Below are 23527 nucleotides of genomic sequence, written 5' to 3'. Positions count from 1 at the left end.
ATTACGATTTATATAAGGGGTGAAAATGATGCGTGTGAATGTTACATTGGCCTGTACAGAGACAGGGGACAGAAATTATATCACGACGAAGAACAAACGGACGAATCCGGACCGGTTAGAAATGAAAAAGTATTCACCCCGGTTGAAAAAGTATACTTTGCATCGTGAGACAAAATAGATCACGATAACAAAAGCCATTGTGCCGTTGCACAATGGCTTTTGTTTTATCAGTTTACCGCCTGATAGGCAGGAGCATTCATTTGCTGGCGCACCGCGCACCAAACATCATAAATGGCAAGGTGGACGATGTGCGGTTCATCGTGGTGAATGGCATGAGAACTGTTTTTGGCCTGAATCCATCCGCTTTGATAAGAGACATCAAGCATGCTTCTGTGCAGTTTCACCCATTGTTCATGAGCGTGCTTTAAGCGCTCATCCCGCTCTCCCGATGATAAAATCAACAGCGGCATATCGCCGAAATGAATCTGCTGATGCTTGATCTGCCTAAGGCTCGTTAAAAATTCCGCGTGTGATCCTTCCAATTTGAACTGTTTCAAATAGGCGGCCTTCATTTCTTCAGGAAGAAGCGGAAACACTTTCGTCTCCTGATCCTCAGAAACCGGATCAAGCAGCACCATCCCGAGAATATCCCGGCGGTTCCGGCTCGCCCAAAGTCTGCTGATAATCGTGCCGTATGAATGCGAGACGACAAGGTAAGGAGGCTTGACGCCGGCCTTCAGAAGAAGAGCGTTTAATTCCTGTACCATATGGTCCGCCGTCCTCTTGTTTCGGCTTCGTCCGCTTTTGCCGATTCCGGCTCTGTCATATGTGAAAACCCCAAATTCTTCATCTATGTCAGCGAGTAATGATGTCCATGTTTCAGAAGAAGTGCCGTAGCCGGCTTCAAAGACGATCGTCACTTCGCCGGCGCCTTTACGGTGTTTCGTATAAAACGGACACCCGTCAATCAGATATGTCCTTTCCATCCATGCTGCTTTCATTGGAGTCATCTCCTCTAATTGGTTCTATAGGGAAGACGGAGAAGCTTCGGCAATCGTTTCTCGAAAAATAAAAAAAGAGACAGCCGGATCGAAAAACTCCGGCTGTCTCTTCATCACCATGCTCTGTCGTATTGGACCGGTGACGGTATTTCAGTATTCAGCTGCTTCGCTGCACTCCTTGCAAAGTGCGGATCGCGCAGAAGTTCTCTCGCGACAAAAATAAGGTCAGCGCGGTTGTTTTGCAGAATTTCTTCCGCCATTGTTCCCGTCGTTATCAAACCGACGGCGCCTGTTGCAATTTCGGCCTGTTCACGGATTTTCTCCGCGAAGCTCACTTGGTAGCCGGGGAAGACGTTAATATCAGCTTGAACGAGTGCGCCTGAGCTGCAATCAATGAGGTCGACTCCCTGTTCTTTCATCCACTTCGCAAAACCGATATGATCCGCAATGTCCAGCCCTTTGTCTGTATAATCCGATGCAGAAATACGGACAAATAACGGGCCGTCCCAGACTTCCTTGACGGCTTCAATGGTCTCGCCTAAGAAGCGGTAGCGATTTTCATGTGAGCCTCCGTATTCGTCTGTACGGTGATTGGACAGAGGGGACAAAAATTCGTGCATTAAGTAGCCGTGTGCGGCATGAAGTTCAATAATGTCAAAGCCGGCTTCTTTCGCGCGCGCCGCTGCCTGTTTGAATTCCTGAATGGTTTCTTTAATTTGTTCTGTCGTCATTTCAGCCGGTGTTTTGGACTGCTCATCGAACGGAATAGCTGACGGAGCGTAAATGTCTCCCTCAAGCTCAGCTTTACGTCCGGCGTGCGCAAGCTGAATGCCGATTTTAGATCCTTGCGCTTTCACTTGTTCCGTCAGTTTGGCAAAACCTTCGATATGATCATCGCTCCAAATGCCCAAATCCTGATCGGAAATGCGCCCCTGAGGATTAACGGCTGTCGCTTCCACGATAATCAGGCCGACCTGTCCGATTGCACGCGATATGTAGTGCGCCATATGAAAAGGCTGCAGTTTTCCGTCCTTCTCATGTGAGGAATACATGCACATCGGTGCCATAACAATACGGTTTTTGATCGTTACATCTTTAACGCTCCATGGTGTGAATAATTTTCTCGCCATTTATTTCGCCTCCCGGAATGTTTTTAGACATTGATTATAACAACTCATGATCATTCAGTCATATAAACTGCTCACAACTGAACAGATCGTTCTTATTGTTCTGGACGGGCATTTTTTTATACACAGCGTGGCCGTATCTTCATAACAGGCATTTACAGCCGATCATATAGCAAATATAGATGAGAAACGCACCGATGACTGCGTGGCCTCCTTTGAACCAGTTTGTCAGGATGAAAATACTGCTGATGAAGATCACTGCGCCGAAGGCACCGAATATTCCGTTTTTTTGAGCGGCTCTGAAATCGTCGGGGCTCATATTTTTCAGCTGCAAGTGAATATTCAATAACGTCATGATCGGCAGCAGGGTGATAACGCCTGATAAAAATAAGTATTTCGACTTGCTTAAATACGCGGCGGCCACCATAACGGTGCCGCCGATAAAAAATTGAATGAGAAAACTCATGCTGAAACGCTCACCTTCTGTTTGTTATCAAGTATAATGATGGAGACATTGCCATTTTATTTTTGATTGATGTATAAGTAAACTAAATATAACTAATGCATTGGATAATAAAGAATGATATCTGGGAGATGAAGCCGGTTGGATTTAAAGAAGCATTTAGCCTTTATTAAAACGGTAGAAAGCGGCAGCCTGACCCAAGCCGCTGCCATATTGAATTACACACAGCCGAACATCAGCCAAATGATCAGTAAATTAGAGGAAGAGTACGGTTTTCCGCTTTTGATCAGACAGCGGCATGGAGTGAGGCCCACCGCAAATGGGTTGAAAGTGTTACATATTATGAAGGAAATTCAAAAAAACTATGAAAAACTGTCTCAAACCGTTGATAATATTAATGGGTTAGAAAGAGGGGAAGTCCGGCTCGGCACTGTTACGAGCGTGGCGGTAAAATGGCTGCCGAAAATTTTGAGGGAATTTAATGAGCTGTATCCTTCTATTAAGGTGCATTTGTTTGAAGGAAATTCTACTGAGCTGGAACAATGGCTGAAAGATGACCGGATTGATGCGGCGATCGGGACATCCCACAGCGAGAAGTGGCATTTTTACCCGTTGGCCGAGGACCCGATTGTAGCGGTGATGAGCCCGCAGCATGAATTGGCGCAATGTGAAACGGTTCCGTTACATGTCATGGAGTCCGTCAAATGTATCGTGCCTTATCCGGAGACACATTTTGATGTGCTGAAAGTGCTGAAGGAAGAAAAGATCACACCGCGGGTCGCTTATCAAATCAGAGGGGATGAAGCGATTATTGCAATGGTGCGGAACAATCTGGGGATCAGCATCTTGCCGCAGCTTTTGGTGAATGATTGTGATGTGCTCATCAAACGGTTCGACCGGTATGTCTCCAGGCAGCTCGGCATTTTGACAGCTCATGCAAGGGAGACGCAGACACCTTCTGTCCAGAAACTGATTCAATGCATACAAGAATGGGTTGCGGTCCATCAGGCTTCTGTCTGAAGAAGCCTGATATGCGTTTAAGCCGGTTCAGGATAATAGACCAGCATAAAATATGTCACCGGTTCATCCGAGGAATGAAAATAACTGTGCGGCACCGCCCGAAGTCAGCACATGGTTTTCGTCATGAAGCTAAACCGTCAATTCACCGCTCTTGATTAAAATGGATTCTTCCCCTAAATGTGATTGTCTCATAGGCGCAGCCCGGCTTCAGGTTAACTATGCCTTGAAAACAAAAAGTCTGACCGTGACGGTGGTGAGCGGGGTTATTTTGATGTCGGGCTTTCGTCTGTTTATATAAAAAGGGCATCAACGGCACATGCTGTTGATGCTTTTTTTGAAATGCTAGGGCTTGGAGAGCACTTCAATTCCGACGTTGACCATTTTGTCCAGTCCCATAAAAGACAGGCAGATTTTGGCGCGTCTTTTTCTTTTATCGATCTTTTTAATAATGCCTTCCATTCCTTTAAGAGGCCCTGAGGCAACGGTTACTTTTGAATTTTCAATATAGACTTTTGAATAATCTACAGTGTCTCCTTCTCCGATCAGCCTGATAATAGGGAGGATTTCCTCATCCTTAATTGTCGTGAAATAGGTTTTGCGCTCTTTGGAATAATATGCGCCGTTATTCACGATTCTGCATGAAATGGGGAGTTCTTTGATTTTATGAAATGTCCGCTCTGTCATCTTTGTTTTAAACAGAACATATCCCGGAAACATCTTTTTGAGTGCCTCGTATTTGATTCCGGCTTTTCGTTCTGTGACTTTTTTCTTGGGTATGATTGAGTAGAGAGCCTGCTCATCAAACTGCAGACGCAGAAATTTTTGAACTGCTTCTTCTTTTCCCGACTCTACAAAAAGTGCGTACCATTTCATGACTGGATCCTCCTTAGAATAATAAGAAATTATTATACAAAGAAAGTATTTAATGGATAGTATTTAAAGTGATTAAAAAATTTTCTAATTCGTCTTTTTTTTACATAATATATGAAAATGAAAAATAAGTATAGACCCAATTGACAGAGAGGTGATGAATTTTCTTTGACATGAAAAGGGTTCAGGGAATTATCTGACATTTATCCCGAAACAATTATGCCGACTGTCCACCGAACATAAAACTGTGGAATAAATGTCAGAAAATAACGAAATAAAGCCTTGACATTATTATCTATAAATTGATATTATTCTCTTTAAATAGCAACTATTTGTTAAATTTATTAAATTAAAGTAAAGCACCTATTAAATTTCAATCGCTGTTTCGGCACGTTGAAGAGGAAATAGGGATTATAAAAATGATTGCAGTGTATATATCTACATATACATGATAAGGGAGAAGTGTGCCGTCATGGCTGTTTTCGGGCATATTGGCACTGCAGCTTGTCATGCGAAACATTCTGTAAACAAGCAAGATGTCTTTATATAAATTATGTTAGAAAAGGAAAACACAATGCGTTTGCGATTTTTAAACCTGTGCTGAATCGCAAACGCGTTTGTGTTTTTATTTTTATGGCGGTGTTTACACCAGTCAATATATGAAATGAGCGAGACGTTTTTGCATTGAGAACCACATGTGATATTCAAATTGACGATGCGGAAAGGATGAGGATAAGATGCTTACGTTTGTGTTCCCGGGGCAGGGTTCTCAATTTAAAGGAATGGGAGCCGGGCTGTTTGATGAATTTCAAGATCTGACACGTCAGGCTGATGACATATTAGGCTACTCTATAGAAGAATTGTGTCTGGAGGATCCGAATCATCAGCTGGGGAAAACGCAATTTACCCAGCCGGCGTTATATACGGTAAGTGCACTCAGTTATTTAAAGAAGATTAAAGAGTCCGGCAGAGAGCCCGATTACGCCGCAGGGCACAGTTTAGGAGAATATAATGCGTTATTTGCGGCCGGCTGCTTTGATTTTAAGACCGGTTTGCAGCTTGTGAAAAAAAGAGGGGAGCTCATGAGCAAGGCAGCTCCCGGAGGCATGGCGGCGGTTTTGGGGTTTACGGCTGAACAAGTAAAAGAGGTTCTATCCGATTATCATCTGACCGGCATTGATATCGCTAACCACAATTCACCTTCGCAAATTGTGATCGCCGGAACGAAACAAGACATTGAAAAAGCGGGCCCCGTCTTTGAAAAAGCCGGCGTGAGAATGTATCTTCCTTTAAATGTGAGCGGCGCCTTCCATTCCCGCTATATGAAAGATGCTGAAAAAGAGTTCGCGGATTATTTAGAAGAAACGGCGTTTATGCCTCTTCGTTTTCCGGTGATTTCAAATCTTCATGCCGCACCTTATAAGAATGATGAAATCAAAACAAATCTGACTTTGCAAATGACCAATCAGGTAAAGTGGACGGACACGATACGCCGTCTGATAGGACTTGAAAATAATGAAATTGCAGAAGTCGGGCCCGGGGAAGTGCTGACAAAACTGACGCGGCAGATTAAAAAAGATGCCGTCCCATTACCTATGCCGAAAGAAGAGTCTGATACTGCTGATGTTAAAGCATCGGCAGCTCATTCACAAAAAACGGCGGGAATGAGATTAGGGAACGAAGATTTTAAAAAAGATTATAACATCCAATATGCTTACATGACGGGCTCCATGTACAGGGGAATTGCTTCGGAACAGATGGTCATTAAAGCGGCAAAAGCGGGAATGCTGGGCTTTTTCGGAACGGGCGGATTGAGTATCGAACGGATCGGGCAGGCCATCGGAACCATCCGGTCTGCACTGCGGCAAGGGGAAACATTCGGATTGAATCTTCTTCATCATATGATGTCACCTGACAAGGAAGTCAGAATGATAGATTTATATTTGAAAAACGGCATTCATCTTATTGAAGCATCGGCATTTATGGGCATAACCCCGGCTCTCGTGATATACAGGGCAAAGGGATTAAGCAGGAATCATGACGGGTCGGTGTCAGTTCAAAACAGAATCATCGCGAAAGTATCCCGGCCTGAAGTCGCTGAGGCCTTTCTGAATCCGGCTCCGGCTCATGTGCTGGAAAGACTTGTGTCTGACAATCGGCTGACAGCCGGGGAAGCGGCGCTTGCAAAAGAAATTCCGATGGCTGATGACATTTGCGTTGAAGCGGATTCAGGAGGGCATACCGACCAAGGGATTCCGTATACATTAATGCCTGCCATGATCAGACTCAGAGACCGCATGATGGAGAAGCACGGGTATGCGAAAAAAGTAAGAATCGGCGCAGCGGGCGGCATCGGCACTCCGGAAGCGGCTGCTGCCGCGTTTCTGCTCGGCGCCGAATTTATCGGAACCGGTTCTATTAATCAATGCACGGTCGAAGCCGGGACAAGTGATTCAGTGAAAGATCTGCTTCAGGAAGCGAACGTGCAGGATACGTCATACGCTCCCGCGGGAGATATGTTTGAAGCGGGGGCAAGGGTGCAGGTGCTGAAAAAAGGCCTGTTTTTCCCGGCAAGAGCCAATAAACTCTTTGACTTGTACAGACAATACAATTCTTTAGATGAAATAGATGAAAAAACGAAAACATTAATTGAAGATAAGTATTTCCAGCGCAGTTTTGAGGAAGTGTATGAGCAGTTGAAACGTGATAAATCTCCTGAACAGATCGCCAAAGCCGAACAGAATCCGAAACACAAAATGGCGATGGTATTTAAATGGTATTTTTCCCATACGACGAGACTCGCTCTGGAAGGAAAAAGCGAAAGTAAAATAGATTACCAAATTCATTGCGGCCCTGCACTCGGGGCGTTTAATCAATGGGTGAAAGGAACCCCGCTTGAAAATTGGAGAAACAGGCATGTCGACTTGATCGGCAAACAGCTCATGGAAGAAACAGCCGGCCTTCTTGCGCAAAGGCTGGTATCGATTACAGGCTGAGTATGACCAGACATTACATTTTTTCTGCGGAGGACTACCATGCTGATTGAAAATCATGAATTAACGATGAGCCATGTCGGGTTAGGGAATTTGAATGAGTACGCGCTGCTGCTGTTATTCGGCAACGCACACAGTCACCATTTAACGGACGGAACGGGATTCCGGCCTGATCAGATGGCCGATCACCAAGGGCTGATTTTGTATCCGGCTTATTTTATGACACATCTCAAAGTTCCTTCAGATAAGCCTCTTGATCAGTACCGATTATGGGACGAGGTTTCCGTCGGAGTCGATATCTCCCGGTTTGGAGAAACCATATTAGAATCTGATTATTTGTTCGGGCCGAAAGGAGCGGTCAGCTCTGATAAAAGCGAGTGGGACCGCGGACGGTTTCCTTCTATGAAAGCCAATAGTTTAATTGTCGTCGACGTCACGCAAACAGAAGGTTCGACCCGCAAAGTCTCAGCGCCGAAGGCTGAATGCATTGCGGAACTTTCTAAGCTAGCCAAGCCGCCTTACGCGCTGATGCGGTCAAAGAAAATCAGAACGGACGCTTTCGGTATGAAGCCGGGCAACCTCAAAACAGCGGACCCCGTTTCATATCGGGTTCCTGTTGATCAGGATGCTGCGCCGGGGCATGCCATGGTGTTTGCGAAATTCAGCAAGATAATGGATGCGGCGGAATTTGAATGGATGACGCGCCGGTCGAAGCCGGGTTTTCCGGTTTCAATCGCGCGGCATTTATTTTTGCTTGAAAGAGAGACGTATTATTACGGAAATTGTTTTGCAGATGAAGAGCTTGATATTTATATGACGGGACACATTGAAGAATGCGATCCCGACTTTCACGGTGAGTCCCTCGGTATGATCTCAGTGGCGAAAATCAGCTATCAGATTGAAGTCTATATGAAAAGAAATCATACATTGCTGGCCATTTCCAAGGTGGATAAGCTGCTGGCGGTGCCGACCTCTTCACAAGATCATATTCCGGATTATAAACGGGTCATCAGAAGTTTATAAAATAAAGAATGGAGCTGAAAGCAAATGGAACAAACCAAGGAAATGAAGCAGATCATCGCTCAAATCATTCAGGATATTCAAGAACAGCAGTCGTATCGGGCCGTCGAAGCGGGAGATGATGTGAGAGTCATAGAGGATCTGGGCTTCTCATCACTGGATATCGCTCAATTAGTCGCACAGATGGAGATGGAAACCGGAGTAGATCCTTTTTCCCAAGGAGAAACGATTTCCAGCATTACAACCGTCGGCAGCATTTGTGATATTTATCAAAAATATATGGACAGTGCTCAATCATGAAAACAGAAAGCAGGGGAGATATCAGCTGGGTGACTGATAAGCTTCGGGAAACGCAGGACAGTGAGTTTCTCATTTTTAAAGGGCAGACTTTTACGTATGATGATTTGCTGACACGGATCAGCTTTTTTCAGAAAGAACTTGAACAAAACGGAATACGTAAAGGAGAATGTGTGGCGCTTATCGGGGATTATTCCCCGAACGCCATTTTTTTGCTGATGGCGCTTTTGTTAAACCGAAATATCGTTGTCCCTCTCAGCAATGAATCAAGGGAAAAGCATCTCGATATGTTTGAAGACGCGAAAGTGAATCAAATCATTGAAATAAATGAAAATGACAGCTGGACGCTTCGTGAAGGTTCTGAAAGCGCCTCTCACCCTCTGCTTGATGACCTGCGAGAGAGAGGGGAGTCAGGCATTATTATTTTCACATCGGGAACCTCCGGCAAAAGCAAAGCATCCGTGTTAAGCGCCGGCCGGCTGCTTGAAAAATACAAAACGGCGAAGAGAAAACCGCTGCGTACGCTCATTTTTCTGAAATTGGATCATATAGGCGGCATTAATACGCTGTTTGCGATTCTGTTTAACGGGGGAACGATCGTCACATCAGACAGCAGAACGCCGGAGTCCGTTTATCAGGCGGTCGACAAACATGCTGTCCAAGTGCTCCCCGCCACCCCGACCTTTTTAAACATGCTGCTGATGTCCAAGGCGGATGCCGGCTATAACCTGTCTTCACTCCAGCTGATCACTTACGGCACAGAACCGATGCCCCAATCAACGCTGCGCGGCATTCACCGGCTGTTTCCGGATGTACGGCTGAAACAAACATACGGATTAACTGAATTGGGTATATTCTCAACGAAATCAAAAGACAGCCAATCCACTTGGATGAAAGTAGGCGGTGCCGGAACAGAGACCAAAATTACCGGAGGCACGCTTTGGGTCCGTTCTGAGTCGGCGATGCTCGGCTATTTAAACGCACCGTCACCTTTCGATGAAGACGGCTGGTACGACACCGGTGACCAGGTGGAAACAGACGGCGAATATATAAGAATTCTCGGAAGAAAGAGTGAAATCATTAATGTGGGAGGAGAGAAAGTGTTTCCGGCAGAGGTGGAAAGCGTCTTTCTGGAGATACCGAATGTCCGGGATGTTCTCATAACGGGCCGAAAAAATCCGATTACGGGCGAGATTGTTGCGGCAGAGGCCGTGCTTGAAAAAGAGGAAGATATCAAATCTTTCAGAAAGCGGGCCGTAGCTCATTGCAGACAGAAGCTGCAGCCATATCAGATACCGCAGATCATCTCTGTTACAGATCGGAAACTGTCTAATGACCGATTTAAAAAAATAAGAAACGTGTAAAACAGGAGGCAAATATGAATAACGGAAAAGTAGCGGTCGTCAGCGGAGGTAGCCGGGGGCTCGGAAAAGCGATTGTACAGGCGCTTTTGGATGAGAATTACAAAGTAGCCGCTTTCAGCCGCAGTGAATCTGATTTTATTAACACATTGAGAGAGAGTGAAAAGTACCGTGACCGCTTTTATTGGGAAGCGGCGGATGCGGCGGATGATGCCGCCATGAAACAGTTTGTTCTTCAAGTATACCGCAAGTTTTCCAGAATAGACGGCTTGGTCAATAACGCCGGTTTGAACCTTGATCAGCTGCTGCCCCTGACCAATGATGAAGACATTGATCGCATCCTCAATCTGAATATCGGTTCAGTCATCAAGCTGACCCGAAACGTTTCCCGGGTCATGCTGAAACAAAATTCCGGATCAATCGTTAACATAAGCTCCATTATCGGTTCAAGAGGATTTAAAGGCACTTCAGTCTACAGCGCATCCAAAGCGGCTCTTGACGGCTTGACGCGAAGCCTGGCCAGGGAGCTCGGGTCTAAAGGAATCCGTGTCAATTCACTTGCCCCCGGTTTTGTGGACACCGATATGACGAAAAATATGCCGGAAAAACAAAAATCGCAGATTATCAGAAGGACGCCGATGGGGCGTTTAGGCGAAACAGACGATATGACCGGACTCGTTCGTTTCCTGCTTTCTCCTGAATCGTCCTTTATGACCGGACAGACAATGGCGATAGACGGCGGATTAACTTGTTAAAGCACAGAAAAATTCTTTTGTACAAGGGATGGTATCCTCATGAAATGTATTAACGAATTTTTAAGAACGGTAATAGCGGAAAAGCTGGGTGCCGAGGTGACCGAAGCAGAAGATAAAACCGCTTTTTTTACTCTTGGCGTGACGTCTCTCATCAGTGAAGAAATCATGACCATATTGCATAAAGAATTTACCGGCCTTTCTGAAACGCTGCTGTTTGAATATCCGAACATTGAGAAATTGAGTGAGTTTTTAAGTACGCAGAAACGAAATCCCGAAAGCGTTCTTGAATTCAAAGAAACGGAGCCTGATACGGGAAGCCGGCAGGAAGAAGTGCTTCCTGTACAGGCGGCTGAAAAGGTGCCCGAACCGGGAACGGACAGGAGTTCTGATATTGCGGTTATCGGAATGAGCGGGATGTTTCCGAAAGCGGAAAACCAGCATGATTTTTGGGACAATTTAATGGAAAATAAAGATTGTGTCTCCGAAATCCCTGAGGACAGATGGGACAGCTCTTATTACTCGGAAGAGAAAACGGCAGAATACGCGTCATACAGTAAATGGGGAGGTTTTATTGATCGTCCGGATCGATTTGACCCGCTGTTTTTTTCTGTTTCCCCGTGGGAAGCTGATTTAATGGACCCTCAGCAAAAACTGTATGTCACGTGCTGCTGGGAAGCGATGGAGGATGCCGGTTACGGGAACCCGGCGGCGAGGCCGACGGATCAAATCGGTGTATTCGCCGGAGTGACCTGGAATGAATATTCATTAATTGCACACGAAGAAGGTTTCCTCAAAGATCAGTATAAAGGCCCCGGCTCCTTATATTGGGGCATTCCGAACCGGGTTTCTTATTTCCTTGATCTCCATGGACCGAGTATCGCTGTTGATACGGCGTGTTCTTCATCGCTTGTCGCCGTCCATCAGGCTTGTCAGGCCATTATGTCGGGCGACTGTGAAATGGCGCTGGCCGGAGGCGTCAACCTCAGCTTACATCCGCAAAAATACATGTTTTTAAGCCAATCGCATTTTCTGTCTTCTGAAGGAAAATGCCGCAGTTTCGGTGAAGGCGGAGACGGTTACGTGCCCGGTGAAGGCGCGGGAGCCGTTTTGTTAAAACCATTGAAAAAAGCGATTGCGGACAACGACCACATCTACGGTGTCATTAAGGGGTCCGCCACTAACCACGGCGGCAAAACGACCGGGTATACGGTGCCGAATCCGGAAGCGCACCGGGACCTGATTTTATCCGCTATAAACAGAGCCGCGGTAAGTCCGGCGGATATCAGCTACATTGAAGCTCACGGTACCGGCACGGCACTCGGCGATCCGATTGAGATACGCGGTCTGTCTATGGCATTTGAGAAACAGGCCGATGAGAAAAATGACTGCGGAATCGGCTCGGTGAAATCCAATATCGGACATTTGGAAGCGGCTGCAGGGATCGCCGGTTTAATCAAGGTGCTTTTAAGCATGAAACATGAAACGCTTCCCGCCAGTCTGCACGCCGAGGAACTGAACCGCAAGATTTCTTTTTCTGATTCGCCATTTTATGTCGTTCGAAACAACCGTCCGTGGCCGGCTGAAGGAGATAAACCGAGAATCGCCGCAATCAGTTCGTTCGGCGCAGGAGGCTCTAATGCCCATCTGATCGTAGGTGCTTATCAGCCAAAACGGCAAGCGGACGGGAATACTGAGCAACAACCGCATGCCGTCGTACTAAGCGCACATTCCGAACAGCAGCTGAAAGAATATGCCGGGAAATTGAGCTCCTTTCTTGCCCGATTGGAAAACTCGCCTTCTGCCGGCGGATACAGCCTGGAAAATATCGCTGCCACCCTATTGTCAGGCAGAGAGCCTTTCTCCTACCGGCTTGCTGTCATTGCGTCATCTCTTTCTGAGCTGAAACAGCGATTGGACGGCTTTGTCAGCGGCCACAGTGACGGCAGACATATTTACTTCGGAAAAGCGTCACCCGGGCGGCCGGACGTTTCAGGCCAATCCGTTTCAGATCCTGAAAAATTTGCCGCGCTGTGGGTCAAAGGCCTTCAAGGTTTCAAAAAGCCGGAGACGCCGTATCAGAAAGTTCCGCTTCCTACGTATCCGTTTTTAAAGGAAACGTCCTGGCTGACCGATCAAAAAAAGCGGTATACGAAAAAGCCCCAATCTATCAAAAGGCGTGAAGCGCTGCATCCGCTGCTTGATGAGAATGTTTCATCCGCCCGGAAAGGGACGTTTCAAAAGATATTTTCCAAGGATGAATATTTCTTTAAAGATCATTTAGTGAACGAAAAATATGTGCTCCCCGGAGTCTGTCATCTGGAAATGGCGGCATACGGCGCGGCATTGTGGGGAGAACGTCCGGCCGTCTCTCTCCAAAATGTGTGGTACATGGAGCCGATTGTGACAGGGACAGACCCAAGATCCGTCATGATAGAGTTTGAAGCGGAAAAAGAGCGTATAAGCTATGTCATTAAGGAAAAAGGAGCGACCGGCACTCTCTTTTCGCAAGGAGAAGTGATTTGTAAAGAAAAAGGAGCGCCTTTTGAGGCCCAGGTCTTTCAGCTCCCGGCGTTATTTTCGCAGAGAACGGAGCCGAAAGACATCTATCACTCGTTCTCTGCGGCGGGAATCGTGCAAAAGGACAGTTTTCAGGTCATCCGCGAATTTTCTTATACAGAAAGGAAAGCACTGGCCAAATTAACGCTCCCGTCACACTTGGAAGCCGATTTTAAACAGTACATCCTGCACCCGTCCTTAATGGATGGCGCTGTTCAAACTGCAATGGCGCATGTGCTGCAATTTCAAAAAGAGCCTGCGCTTATCGTACCGTTTTCCTTCGGAGAAATACAGCTGCTTAAACCGTTAGCGAAAACCGTATTTGTGCATGCGGAGGTAAAAGCCGCCTCCGTTCACCAATTTGATTTGCATATTTGTGATGAGCGCGGCGTGCTGCTGGCGGCAGTGAAAGATTTTATCATAAAAGAGGTGCAGGAAAGCGCCGGGTTTAACCAAAAAGCCGGCGTCACGCCGAAGAAAAGCCGTGAAAAGGAATTGCTTATGACACCGGTTTGGAACACCGTCACCATTCCGGAAACCGGCATGTCTTTCATGCGTGAAGAAAAAATAATCGTCATCGGGGGCGGGCCGGATTTTCAGCAGGCTTTGAAAGAGATGTATTCCGATGTCCGTTTTCCGGACATCACTTCTTTGGACAGCGCGGAACAAATGGCTGAAACACTGAAAGCGCAAGGCTCTTTTCAACACATGATATGGGCGGCGCCGGATCATCCCATTCCATCCGTTTATGATGCGGATACGGCCGACGGACAGGAGCACGGGGTCATGCAGCTTTTCCGGCTGGTAAAAGCGCTTCTGCTTCTGAATTTTGACACGGAACAACTATCATTGACAATCTGCACGTTTCAAGCACAGCCGATTCATGAACATGATGAGGTCAATCCGAGTCATGCAAGCATACACGGATTAGCGGGGTCGCTCGCAAAAGAATACAGCAATTGGAGCATCCGGCTTCTTGATTTGGAATCTCAAAGGGGAGACCGGCATCTTCCCGATGTTTTTTCTTTACCGGCGGACCCCGAGGGAAATCCGTGGGTCTTTCGTGCAGGTCAGTGGCACCGCCAGCAATTGGCCGTCTGCCGGCCTCATGCAGGTGAGCCTTCATTATACCGGCACGGCGGGGTTTATGTGATTATCGGCGGAGCAGGCGGAATAGGAGAAGTATGGACTGAATATATGATTCAGACCTATCAGGCGAAAATTGTCTGGATCGGGAGACGGAAAAAAGATACACAGATTGAAAGAAAGCTGAAAAGACTTGCGGCTTTAGGCCCCGCACCGCAATATTTCAGTGCGGATGCTGCGGATTATGATTCTCTCAAGCGGGCGTATGACACCATTGTGAAGGAATATGGAAAGGTGTGCGGAATCATTCATTCCGCCATCGTGTTATCAGACCGGAGTTTTGCCAATATGGAAGAGGACCAGTTCCGCGCTTCACTTTCTGCAAAAACTGATGTCAGCTTGCAGATTGCCAGGGTAGCTGAAGGGGAATCGCTGGATTTCTTGCTGTTTTTCTCTTCGATGATGTCGTTTCAAAAAGCGCCGGGACAGAGCAATTATGCCGCCGGGTGCACGTTTAAAGACGCTTTTGCTAAGCGGATCTCACAAAAAGCGCCGTATGCCGTAAAAGTTGTCAATTGGGGCTTTTGGGGAAGTGTCGGCGTTGTCGCTTCAGAGCAATACCGGAAACGGATGGAGCGGGACGGAATCGCTTCTATTGAGGCGCCCGAAGCGATGAAAACGCTGGAAGCCCTGCTTTCCGGACCTTATGACCAGCTGGCGCTGATCAAAACGACAGATCCGGTTTTTATGAAAGATGATCTGAAAGAACAAGTAACGGTTTATCCGGAAAAGATTCCTTCCGCACTCGGACAATTAGCGGTTAACATCACGCAGAATGACGAAGCTGAGCGGGTAAAAGCATCAAATGTCATGAGCTGCATGAGAGAGATGGAGTCCCTCATTGAAAAAATACTTGTATCAACCCTTTATGAGATGGGCGCAAGGCTTGATGAGACTTTGCCGTTATTTCAATCGGCTGCCGGCATAACGGAACAATACAGCAGATGGCTGAAAGAGAGCTTTGTCTTCCTGACTGAATTAGCGCTTGCTCCGGAAAAAACGGATTTAGGGGAGGCGTGGGAGGAATGGGAGCGGAAAAAAGAGACTTGGCTGCGCCAGAAAGACATGAGGGCGCATGTCAGATTGGCAGAAGAGACATTGCGTGTGCTTCCAGACATTTTAACCGGTAAGCTTCCGGCAACGGAAGTGATGTTCCCAGACTCCTCTTTCCGTCTTGTGGAAGGTATTTACCGCAATAATATCATTTCTGATTTTTTCAATGACAAGCTTGCTGACACATTGATTGCAGTTCTGCGGGAACGTCTGGAAAAAGACCCGCAGGCGAAAATCCGCATTTTAGAAATCGGAGCCGGAACGGGCGGGACGAGCGCCGCGGTCATGAGAAAATTGAAACCGTATGAAGCGCATATTGCCGAATATTGTTTCACGGATATTTCTAAAGCATTTCTTTTACATGCAGAAGACATATTCGGTCCGGAATATCCTTATGTCACTTATAAAATATTCAACGCTGAGCAGCCGGTATCAACAGAAGTGCCGGACATCGGCACGTATGACGCAGTGATCGCGACCAATGTGCTTCATGCGACAAAAAATATCCGCTCTACGCTGCGCCATGCGAAAGCAATGCTGCAAAAAAACGGCCAGCTGTTTATAAATGAGATCAACAGCCGCACCATATTCAACCATGTGACGTTCGGCCTTCTTGAAGGCTGGTGGCTGTATGAGGATCATGATTTACGGATTCCGGGCTGTCCGGGGGTTGAGCCGGCCGGCTGGGCGGAAGCGCTTTCACTTGAAGGGTTCGTCCATCCTCTGTTTCCGGCTGAAGCCGCACACGACTTAGGCCAGCAGATTATAGCGGCTGAAAGTGACGGAACGGTCAGGCTTGCCCTCCCGCAGGCGTCAGAAGAAAAACCGGAGCGCCGTCCGTATGACGCAGATGGTATTTCGGATGATACATTGCATTTCAGCTTGAGAGAAAAAAGCGTTGAACTGATGAAGAAGGTAATCGGTGAAGCGCTTAAAGTGCCGGCGCATCGTCTTTTATCCCATGAACCTTTAACCGCATACGGATTGGATTCCATACTGGTCGTCAGACTGACCAACGCGTTAAAAGACGTCTTCGGTTCTGTCAGCAGCACTTTGTTTTTTGAATATCAAACCATTGATGAGCTTGCTGATTACTTTCTGTCTTCCCGTAAAGAAGCGCTCGAGCGGCAATTCGGGAATGGACGGGCTCATTCCGAAAACGCCGGACGGATGCAGGCTCCCGCAGAAAGCGCCGCGCCGATTCCAAACGTAAGAGAACGGGGCATCACATATCTGACGGAATTAATAGGAAAAACGCTGAAAATTCCGAGCGGGAGAATGGATCCGTCGGTTTCCTTAACCGCATACGGTTTGGATTCTATTCTGGTCGTCAGGCTCACAAATGCTTTTCGTAACGTGTTTGACCAAATGACCAGCACCCTCTTTTTTGAATATCAGACGATAGAAGAAATCGCGGATTACCTGCTTCTTTCTCAGCGGGGAGCATTTATGAAAGCGATGGGTGTGCGTGAGGAGCAGCTGTCTGATCACACAGATAACCTGAATGTAATTCCTCAAAACAAGGAAGAAAGCAGGACAAACGGAGATCCCTATACCCAGGATATCGCTGTCATCGGTCTGTCAGGCCGGTATCCGGGCGCCGATCACGTTGATGAGCTGTGGGAAAATGTAAAAGCCGGCAGGCATTCTATTACAGAAGTGCCGAAAGATCGCTGGGACTGGAAAACGTTTTATAACGAGGAACGCGGAAAATGGGGGTCCATTTATTCAAAATGGGGCGGTTTCCTCGATGACATTGATAAATTTGATCCGCTGTTTTTCCGTATATCTCCCGCGGAAGCTGAAAGGATGGACCCACAGGAAAGGTTGTTTCTGCAGACTGCTTATTCAAGCATTGAAGATGCGGGGTACACCCCGGCCACGCTATGTGACAGCCGGAAAATCGGAGTCTTTGTCGGTGTGATGAACAGCAATTACCCGACAGTTCCCAGCGACTGGTCTATCGCAAACAGAGTATCGTTTTTGTTCAATTTTCAAGGGCCGAGTATGGCTGTGGATACAGCCTGCTCTTCTTCTTTAACAGCTGTCCATCTCGCTGCAGAAAGCCTGCGGAGCGGAATGAGTGAAACAGCGATTGCCGGCGGAGTCAATCTTATCGTTGATCCGGCTCACTATGAGCGGCTGTCCGCTTTTTCAATGCTGTCTCCCGGTGATAAATGCAAATCTTTCGGAGACAGGGCGGACGGTTTTGTTGACGGTGAAGGAGTAGGGGCGATTGTGTTAAAGCCGCTTGCTCAAGCGGAGAAAGACGGCGATCATATTTACGGCGTTATCAAAGGAAGCATGCTGAACGCAGCAGGCAGGACAAACGCTTATATGGTGCCGAATCCGAAAGCGCAGTTTGATCTGATCGCAGAGACATTGAAACGGACAGACATTCACCCGAGAACGGTCAGTTACTTGGAAGCCCACGGAACGGGCACTGCGCTCGGTGATCCGATTGAAATCGACGGGTTAACGAAAGCTTTTCGCCTGACAACAGAAGACCGGCAGTTTTGTTCCATCGGTTCAATTAAATCAAATATCGGACATTTAGAAAGCGCTGCCGGGATTGCGGGAATCACCAAACTGCTTCTCCAATTGAAACATAAGAGGATTGCCCCTTCATTGCATGCGGCGGAATTGAATCCGAATATTGAGTTTGAGCACACTCCGTTTTTCGTACAGCAAAAAGAAACGGAATGGAAACGACCTGTCTTGAATATCACGGGTGAAATGAAGGAATATCCGAGAATTGCCGGTATTTCCTCGTTTGGAGCAGGAGGTTCAAACGCGCATGTCATCATTCAGGAATATGTGCCGTCTGACAGCCTGAAACCAAGGGAAAACGCGTCTGTTTCTCCGCAAAAACCGGCTGTTATTATTTTATCAGCGCGAAATGAGCAGCAATTGAAAGAGCGCGCCCGCCAGCTTCTGGATGATGTCATAAGAAAAAAACGTTCTGACGGGGATTTGGCCAAAATCGCTTACACGCTTCAGGCGGGAAGAGAACCGATGGCTGAGCGGCTTGCATTTACGGCCGAGTCGATAGAAGAACTGAAAATGAAGCTTATGAGTTTCTCAAACGATCATATCGAACATGCTCATATCTGGCGGGGCAGGACAGCCAAACATCATTCATTGGCGGCTTCGCTCACTTCTGATGAAGATATGGCGCTTACCATAAATGCCTGGCTGAAAAAAGGGAAATACGGAAAGCTGCTTGACCTTTGGGTTAAAGGACTTGACGTCGATTGGTCAGCTCTTTATCAGCGCAACCCGGGCCGCATCAGTCTCCCGGCTTATCCTTTTGCCAAAGACCGATATTGGGTCACAAAAGCTGATGTGTCACTTGACAAAACAGGCTCAGCGCAAAGTGAGAAAGCAGCCAGACTTCACCCGCTGCTCCACGCGAATACATCGATCTTTACCGCCCAGCGCTTTACTTCTGTTTTTTCAGGGCGTGAACCGTTTTTTGCCGATCACATCGTCAATGGAAAACCGGTGCTTCCGGGCGCGGCTGCTTTAGAAATGGCCCGGGCCGCCGTTACGCTTGCCGCTGAGGACTTGCCGGGCGGGAAAGCGGGTGTCCGGCTCAAACAGATCGTTTGGCTTCGCCCGGTGACGGCGCTTTCTGAAGGCGTGACGCTTCATGTAAAGCTTCAGCCGGAAGAAAACGGAGACATCGCTTTTGAAGCGTATGCCGAAGGGGAAGAGCCGCTTGTCTTTTTCCAGGGAAAGGCCGTGCTCGAAGAGACGGAGCGTGCTCCGGTACTCGATGTGGAGGCGGTTCAGGCGCGCTGCGGCGGCCGGCGCATGTCAAAGGCTGAGTGCTATGAAGCATTCGACAGTCTCGGCATCACCTACGGACCGTCTCATCAGGCGATTGACGCCGTCTATGCAGGAAGCGGAGAAGTGCTCGCGAAGCTCACTCTTCCGCCGTCCGCCCGCGAAGAAAAGGAGCCGTTCATCCTGCATCCGAGCATGCTGGACGCCGCCCTTCAGGCTTCTATCGGTCTCGTGCTCTCAGACGGTTCCGCGTCCGGACGGCCGTTTCTGCCGTTTGCCCTCCGGGATATGCAGGTGTTTTCTGCGTGCCGGGAGACGATGTGGGCGGTGCTTTCCTCAGCGGACGGCGCCTATCATATTGAGCTGTGTGATGAAAACGGCGAGGTATGTGTCCGATTGACGGGGCTCACGGCCCGTTTTCTGGAAGAGGAAACGGAGGCAAAACCGCTCTTGCTTCAGCCAAAGTGGCAGGAATCACCACCGGGTGAAGGCGGCGGACAAGAAGAGTCTTTCAGATACGTGACGCTGTATGGCGGAATGAACGCTGAGGACATAAGCGGCGCCGTATGTGCGGCTGACGGGGAAGGTCTGATTGAAGACCGTTATGACGCCTGCGCGGCGGAGCTGTCAGCGATCGTCAAGCGTCTTATCAAAGAAAAACAGAAGGAAAAAACGCTGATCCAGCTTCTTGTCCCCGACAGGGGGGAAGACAATGTATTGGCGGGGCTGGCCGCTTTTCTGAAAACGGCTCACCTTGAACATCCGAAGCTGTACGGCCAAGTCATTCAAGCCGATCCGGACGAGTCAGCAACATCGCTTCTTGCCAAGCTGAAAGAAAACCGGGCGCACCCTGAACAAGCGGAAATCCGTTATGAAGCCGGCAAACGTTTCGTCAGAAACTGGCGTCACCTGCCTGCGACTCAAAGCGGCACCATTCCGTGGAAAGACGAAGGGGTCTACCTCCTCACCGGGGGAGCGGGCGGCATCGGCCTGATTTTCGCTGAAGAAATAGCCTCCCGCGTCAAAAATGCCATCCTCGTATTAACGGGGAGGGCGGAAGCGCTTGATGAAGAGCGCTCCGCCCGCTTACGGCGCTTGGAAGCGTCGGGTGCCCGCGTACTGTATAAACCGGTTGATGTGACAGACAGGGCGGCGGTCATCGCCCTCGTCCGCGGCATACAGGAGGAGCACGGAACACTCGACGGGATCATTCACGGCGCAGGCGTGATCGCCGACAATTACATTCTGAACCAGACAGAAAACGAACGGAAGACCGTCATGGCGCCGAAAGTGAAAGGGCTTATCAATCTTGATGAAGCAGCGAAAGATATGCGGCTGGACTTTTTCATTCTGTTTTCTTCCTTGGCGGGAGGCATGGGAAATCCGGGGCAGGCCGGTTATGCGGCAGCCAACGCATTTATGGACGTATATGCAGCCCGCCGAAACCGTCTCGTGCGGGACAACAAGCGGAGCGGGCAGACCCTGTCCGTCAACTGGCCGCTTTGGGAAGAAGGCGGTATGCGCGTGGACAAAGAGACCGAACGGCTGATGTACGAACAGACCGGAATGAAAGCCATGCGATCGGCTTCAGGCATCCAGGCGCTGTACGCCGCTTTTGCCTCCGGAGAACACCAGGTCATGGTGGCAGAAGGCGACGAGAAACGGATTCGAAAAAACCTGATGCCTGAAGCGTCAGAACCGTCCCATAGCATTCATGTGTCAAGGAAGACGCACGTCCATCTGCCAAATAAAGTACAAGCGGAACTCAAACATATGATATCAGGCATTCTGAAGGTGAAAGAAGAAGAAATAGATGCTGAATCAGAGATGAGAGATTATGGCTTTGATTCGGTTTCATTCACGCAGTTTGCAAATGAACTAAATAAAATGTATGGGCTTGAACTGACGCCGGCCGTGTTTTTTGAATACCCAACAGTCTTTAGTTTTGCCCAATACTTGCTGACGGAACATCCGGATACATTCGGCTCACAGGAAGAAACAGAAACGGAGAAACCGGTTGAGCATAAAAAAATGAAGACGGAGCCATTCTCGATTCCGTCCCGCCTTCCTAAAACAAAAACCGCAGCTGCACCTGAAGAGCCCGTGGCGATAATCGGAATCAGCTGTGCATTTCCAATGGCTGAAAATCCGGAAATGTTTTGGGAGAATTTAGCCGGAGAAAAGGACTGCATTTCTGAAATACCGCCGGGGCGCTGGGACTGGAGACAGTATTACGGAGACCCGCAGAAAGATAAAAATGCGAGCAATGTAAAGTGGGGCGGCTTCATTGATGAAACCGCTCAATTTGATCCATTATTTTTCGGTATTTCTCCGCATGAAGCCGAAATGATGGATCCTCAGCAAAGACTTTTAATGATGCATGTATGGAAAGCGATTGAAGATGCCGGCTGCTCTGCCAAAAGCCTGTCAGGTACAAATACAGGCATTTTTGCAGGCACGGCAAACAGCGGTTACGCCCAGGAAGCTTCAAAGTTCCATATAGAGATTGAGGGTTCTTCCGCCGCCGGGACGGTTCCGTCAATCGGTCCGAACCGCATGAGCTATTTTCTGAATATACATGGGCCGAGCGAACCGATTGAAACCGCCTGTTCAAGCTCATTGGTCGCTGTCCACCGTGCGGTCAGGGCAATTCAGGCCGGAGACTGCGGCATCGCGATTGCAGGAGGCGTCAATGCTATTGTGTCGCCGGATATGCATATCAGCTTTAATAAAGCAGGAATGCTCAGTGAAGATGGGCGCTGCAAAACATTTTCCGATCAAGCGGACGGCTATGTCAGAGCTGAAGGTGCCGGCATGATTGTTTTGAAAACATTATCCGATGCGGAACGTGACGGCGACCGTATTTATGCCGTTATCCGCGGAACGGCGGAAAATCATGGCGGAAGGGCGGCTTCCCTTACATCGCCGAATCCGAAAGCGCAGACAGAAGTCATGATAAAAGCGTATCAGCAAGCGAACATCGACCCCCGTACAGTGAGTTATATTGAAGCCCACGGCACGGGAACGGCGCTCGGAGATCCGATAGAAATCAACGGACTCAAAGCGGCTTTTGCAGCGCTTTATCAGAAAGCCGGAGTAACGGCACCCGATCAGCCTCATTGCGGCCTCGGTTCCGTCAAAACGAATATCGGCCACACAGAGCTTGCCGCCGGCATGGCCGGGCTTTTAAAAATTATTTTGCAGATGCAGCACAAAACGCTCGTTAAAAGTCTGCATTGTGAAACCGTTAATCCGTATATCAGCCTCGACGGCAGCCCGTTTTATTTCGTCCGCGACACTCAGCCGTGGAAAGCGGCGACTGATGATAGCGGAAATGAACTGCCGCGGAGAGCGGGTGTCAGCTCGTTCGGATTTGGCGGTGTCAATGCTCATGTCGTGCTCGAAGAATATGTTTCTCCTGTTGAAGAGAAACAATGGACGGCCGGTGAACTTCAGCCGTCCTTATTCATTCTCTCGGCAAAGACGGCGGAACAGCTGAAGGAACGTGCGGAACAGCTGCGCAGATATTTGGAAAAGTCACATTCAGCTGACGGAGCTCTTGCGGATATCGCTTATACGCTTCAGCTTGGCCGGGATGAAATGGAAGAGCGCCTTGCCGTCATTGCTGAAACAAAAGAAGAGCTTACGAACGCGCTGAATGATTTCCTCAGCGGCAAGGAGACGGGGCAGAATTTCTTTACAGGCCGGAACAAAGCGATGAAACAGCTGTTTACAGAGATGACGGACAACGCAGAAATGAGCGGGGCCGTAGATCAATGGATTGAAGCAGGAAAGTATGCAATGCTTGCAAAATTATGGGTGCAAGGCTTGCATGTCGATTGGAATAAATTGTATTCGGACGAAAGACCGAAAAAAGTCAGCCTGCCCGTCTATCCTTTTGCGAAAACACATTGCTGGATACCGCACAGTGCGCAGCATATAAGGCACCGGGAGACTTACGAGACTGATACGTCCCCGCTTGAGACTTATGAGCGCCTGCTTGATGAATTGGAGAAAAACGAAATAAGCATAGAAGCCGCTGTAAAAAGAACGATCTGTTTTTACAGGGATTAGCG

The 23527-nt window shown here is 48.2% G+C and carries 12 protein-coding genes; 8 read left to right on the top strand and 4 right to left on the bottom strand.

From position 1 onward, the window contains the following. Positions 1-28: 28 nt before the first annotated feature. A complete protein-coding gene (rpmG, locus tag VP472_RS11470) occupies positions 29-178 on the top strand; it encodes a 50S ribosomal protein L33 (RefSeq protein ID WP_003153246.1) in 150 nt (49 codons plus the stop codon). Positions 179-227: 49 nt separating this feature from the next. On the opposite strand, the gene VP472_RS11465 is transcribed toward rpmG, so the two are convergent. The 3 genes from VP472_RS11465 to VP472_RS11455 all read right to left on the bottom strand — a co-directional run bounded on the left by VP472_RS11465 (position 228) and on the right by VP472_RS11455 (position 2594). Further along, a complete protein-coding gene (locus VP472_RS11465) occupies positions 228-1001 on the bottom strand; it encodes an alpha/beta fold hydrolase (RefSeq protein WP_102422723.1) in 774 nt (257 codons plus the stop codon). 113 nt (positions 1002-1114) lie between these two features. Next, entirely contained in the window at positions 1115-2131 is a 1017-nt protein-coding gene (gene namA, locus VP472_RS11460) for an NADPH dehydrogenase NamA (RefSeq protein ID WP_102422724.1), read from the bottom strand. Between the two features lie 139 nt (positions 2132-2270). Beyond that, positions 2271-2594, bottom strand: coding sequence for a GlpM family protein (locus VP472_RS11455; protein WP_015240166.1), 324 nt, complete (start codon positions 2592-2594; stop codon positions 2271-2273). A gap of 138 nt (positions 2595-2732) precedes the next feature. Here VP472_RS11455 and VP472_RS11450 point away from each other — a divergent pair, with 138 nt between their 5' ends. Beyond that, on the top strand, positions 2733-3611 hold the full coding sequence (locus VP472_RS11450; protein ID WP_102422725.1) for a LysR family transcriptional regulator: 879 nt from the start codon (positions 2733-2735) through the stop codon (positions 3609-3611). 342 nt (positions 3612-3953) lie between these two features. On the opposite strand, the gene loaP is transcribed toward VP472_RS11450, so the two are convergent. Next, entirely contained in the window at positions 3954-4484 is a 531-nt protein-coding gene (gene loaP / locus VP472_RS11445) for an antiterminator LoaP (protein ID WP_003153257.1), read from the bottom strand. Between the two features lie 734 nt (positions 4485-5218). Here loaP and fabD point away from each other — a divergent pair. From fabD to VP472_RS11415, 6 genes are read left to right on the top strand one after another with little or no spacing between them, the layout of a single operon-like run. After that, on the top strand, positions 5219-7477 hold the full coding sequence (fabD, locus tag VP472_RS11440; protein ID WP_146277143.1) for an ACP S-malonyltransferase: 2259 nt from the start codon (positions 5219-5221) through the stop codon (positions 7475-7477). 39 nt (positions 7478-7516) lie between these two features. After that, entirely contained in the window at positions 7517-8497 is a 981-nt protein-coding gene (locus VP472_RS11435) for an LnmK family bifunctional acyltransferase/decarboxylase (RefSeq protein WP_014418317.1), read from the top strand. Positions 8498-8521: 24 nt separating this feature from the next. Next, positions 8522-8794, top strand: a complete 273-nt coding sequence (locus VP472_RS11430) for an acyl carrier protein (RefSeq protein WP_003153264.1) — start codon at positions 8522-8524, stop codon at positions 8792-8794. Further along, entirely contained in the window at positions 8791-10155 is a 1365-nt protein-coding gene (locus VP472_RS11425; protein ID WP_077722568.1) for a long-chain fatty acid--CoA ligase, read from the top strand. The genes VP472_RS11430 and VP472_RS11425 overlap by 4 nt, the downstream gene beginning before the upstream one ends. Before the next feature lie 14 nt (positions 10156-10169). After that, entirely contained in the window at positions 10170-10907 is a 738-nt protein-coding gene (locus VP472_RS11420; RefSeq protein ID WP_003153268.1) for an SDR family oxidoreductase, read from the top strand. Between the two features lie 39 nt (positions 10908-10946). Then, positions 10947-23525 carry a type I polyketide synthase gene (locus VP472_RS11415; RefSeq protein WP_153986674.1) on the top strand — a complete coding sequence of 4193 codons (12579 nt, stop codon included), beginning with the start codon at positions 10947-10949 and terminating at the stop codon, positions 23523-23525. Positions 23526-23527 lie beyond the last annotated feature (2 nt).

This window comes from Bacillus sp. MT(2024) (assembly GCF_036362845.1).
Classification (GTDB): domain Bacteria; phylum Bacillota; class Bacilli; order Bacillales; family Bacillaceae; genus Bacillus; species Bacillus velezensis.
The sequence above is the reverse complement of the archived record's forward strand: the minus strand, read 5'-3'. Positions and strand labels throughout refer to the sequence as shown.

Coding starts and splice junctions, on each gene's coding strand:
- VP472_RS11420 (WP_003153268.1), top strand. CDS start 10,170: ATGAATAACGGAAAAGTAGCGGTCGTCAGCGGAGGTAGCCGGGGGCTC.
- VP472_RS11465 (WP_102422723.1), bottom strand. CDS start 1,001: ATGAAAGCAGCATGGATGGAAAGGACATATCTGATTGACGGGTGTCCG.
- namA (WP_102422724.1), bottom strand. CDS start 2,131: ATGGCGAGAAAATTATTCACACCATGGAGCGTTAAAGATGTAACGATC.
- VP472_RS11455 (WP_015240166.1), bottom strand. CDS start 2,594: ATGAGTTTTCTCATTCAATTTTTTATCGGCGGCACCGTTATGGTGGCC.
- VP472_RS11415 (WP_153986674.1), top strand. CDS start 10,947: ATGAAATGTATTAACGAATTTTTAAGAACGGTAATAGCGGAAAAGCTG.
- rpmG (WP_003153246.1), top strand. CDS start 29: ATGCGTGTGAATGTTACATTGGCCTGTACAGAGACAGGGGACAGAAAT.
- fabD (WP_146277143.1), top strand. CDS start 5,219: ATGCTTACGTTTGTGTTCCCGGGGCAGGGTTCTCAATTTAAAGGAATG.
- VP472_RS11435 (WP_014418317.1), top strand. CDS start 7,517: ATGCTGATTGAAAATCATGAATTAACGATGAGCCATGTCGGGTTAGGG.
- loaP (WP_003153257.1), bottom strand. CDS start 4,484: ATGAAATGGTACGCACTTTTTGTAGAGTCGGGAAAAGAAGAAGCAGTT.
- VP472_RS11430 (WP_003153264.1), top strand. CDS start 8,522: ATGGAACAAACCAAGGAAATGAAGCAGATCATCGCTCAAATCATTCAG.
- VP472_RS11425 (WP_077722568.1), top strand. CDS start 8,791: ATGAAAACAGAAAGCAGGGGAGATATCAGCTGGGTGACTGATAAGCTT.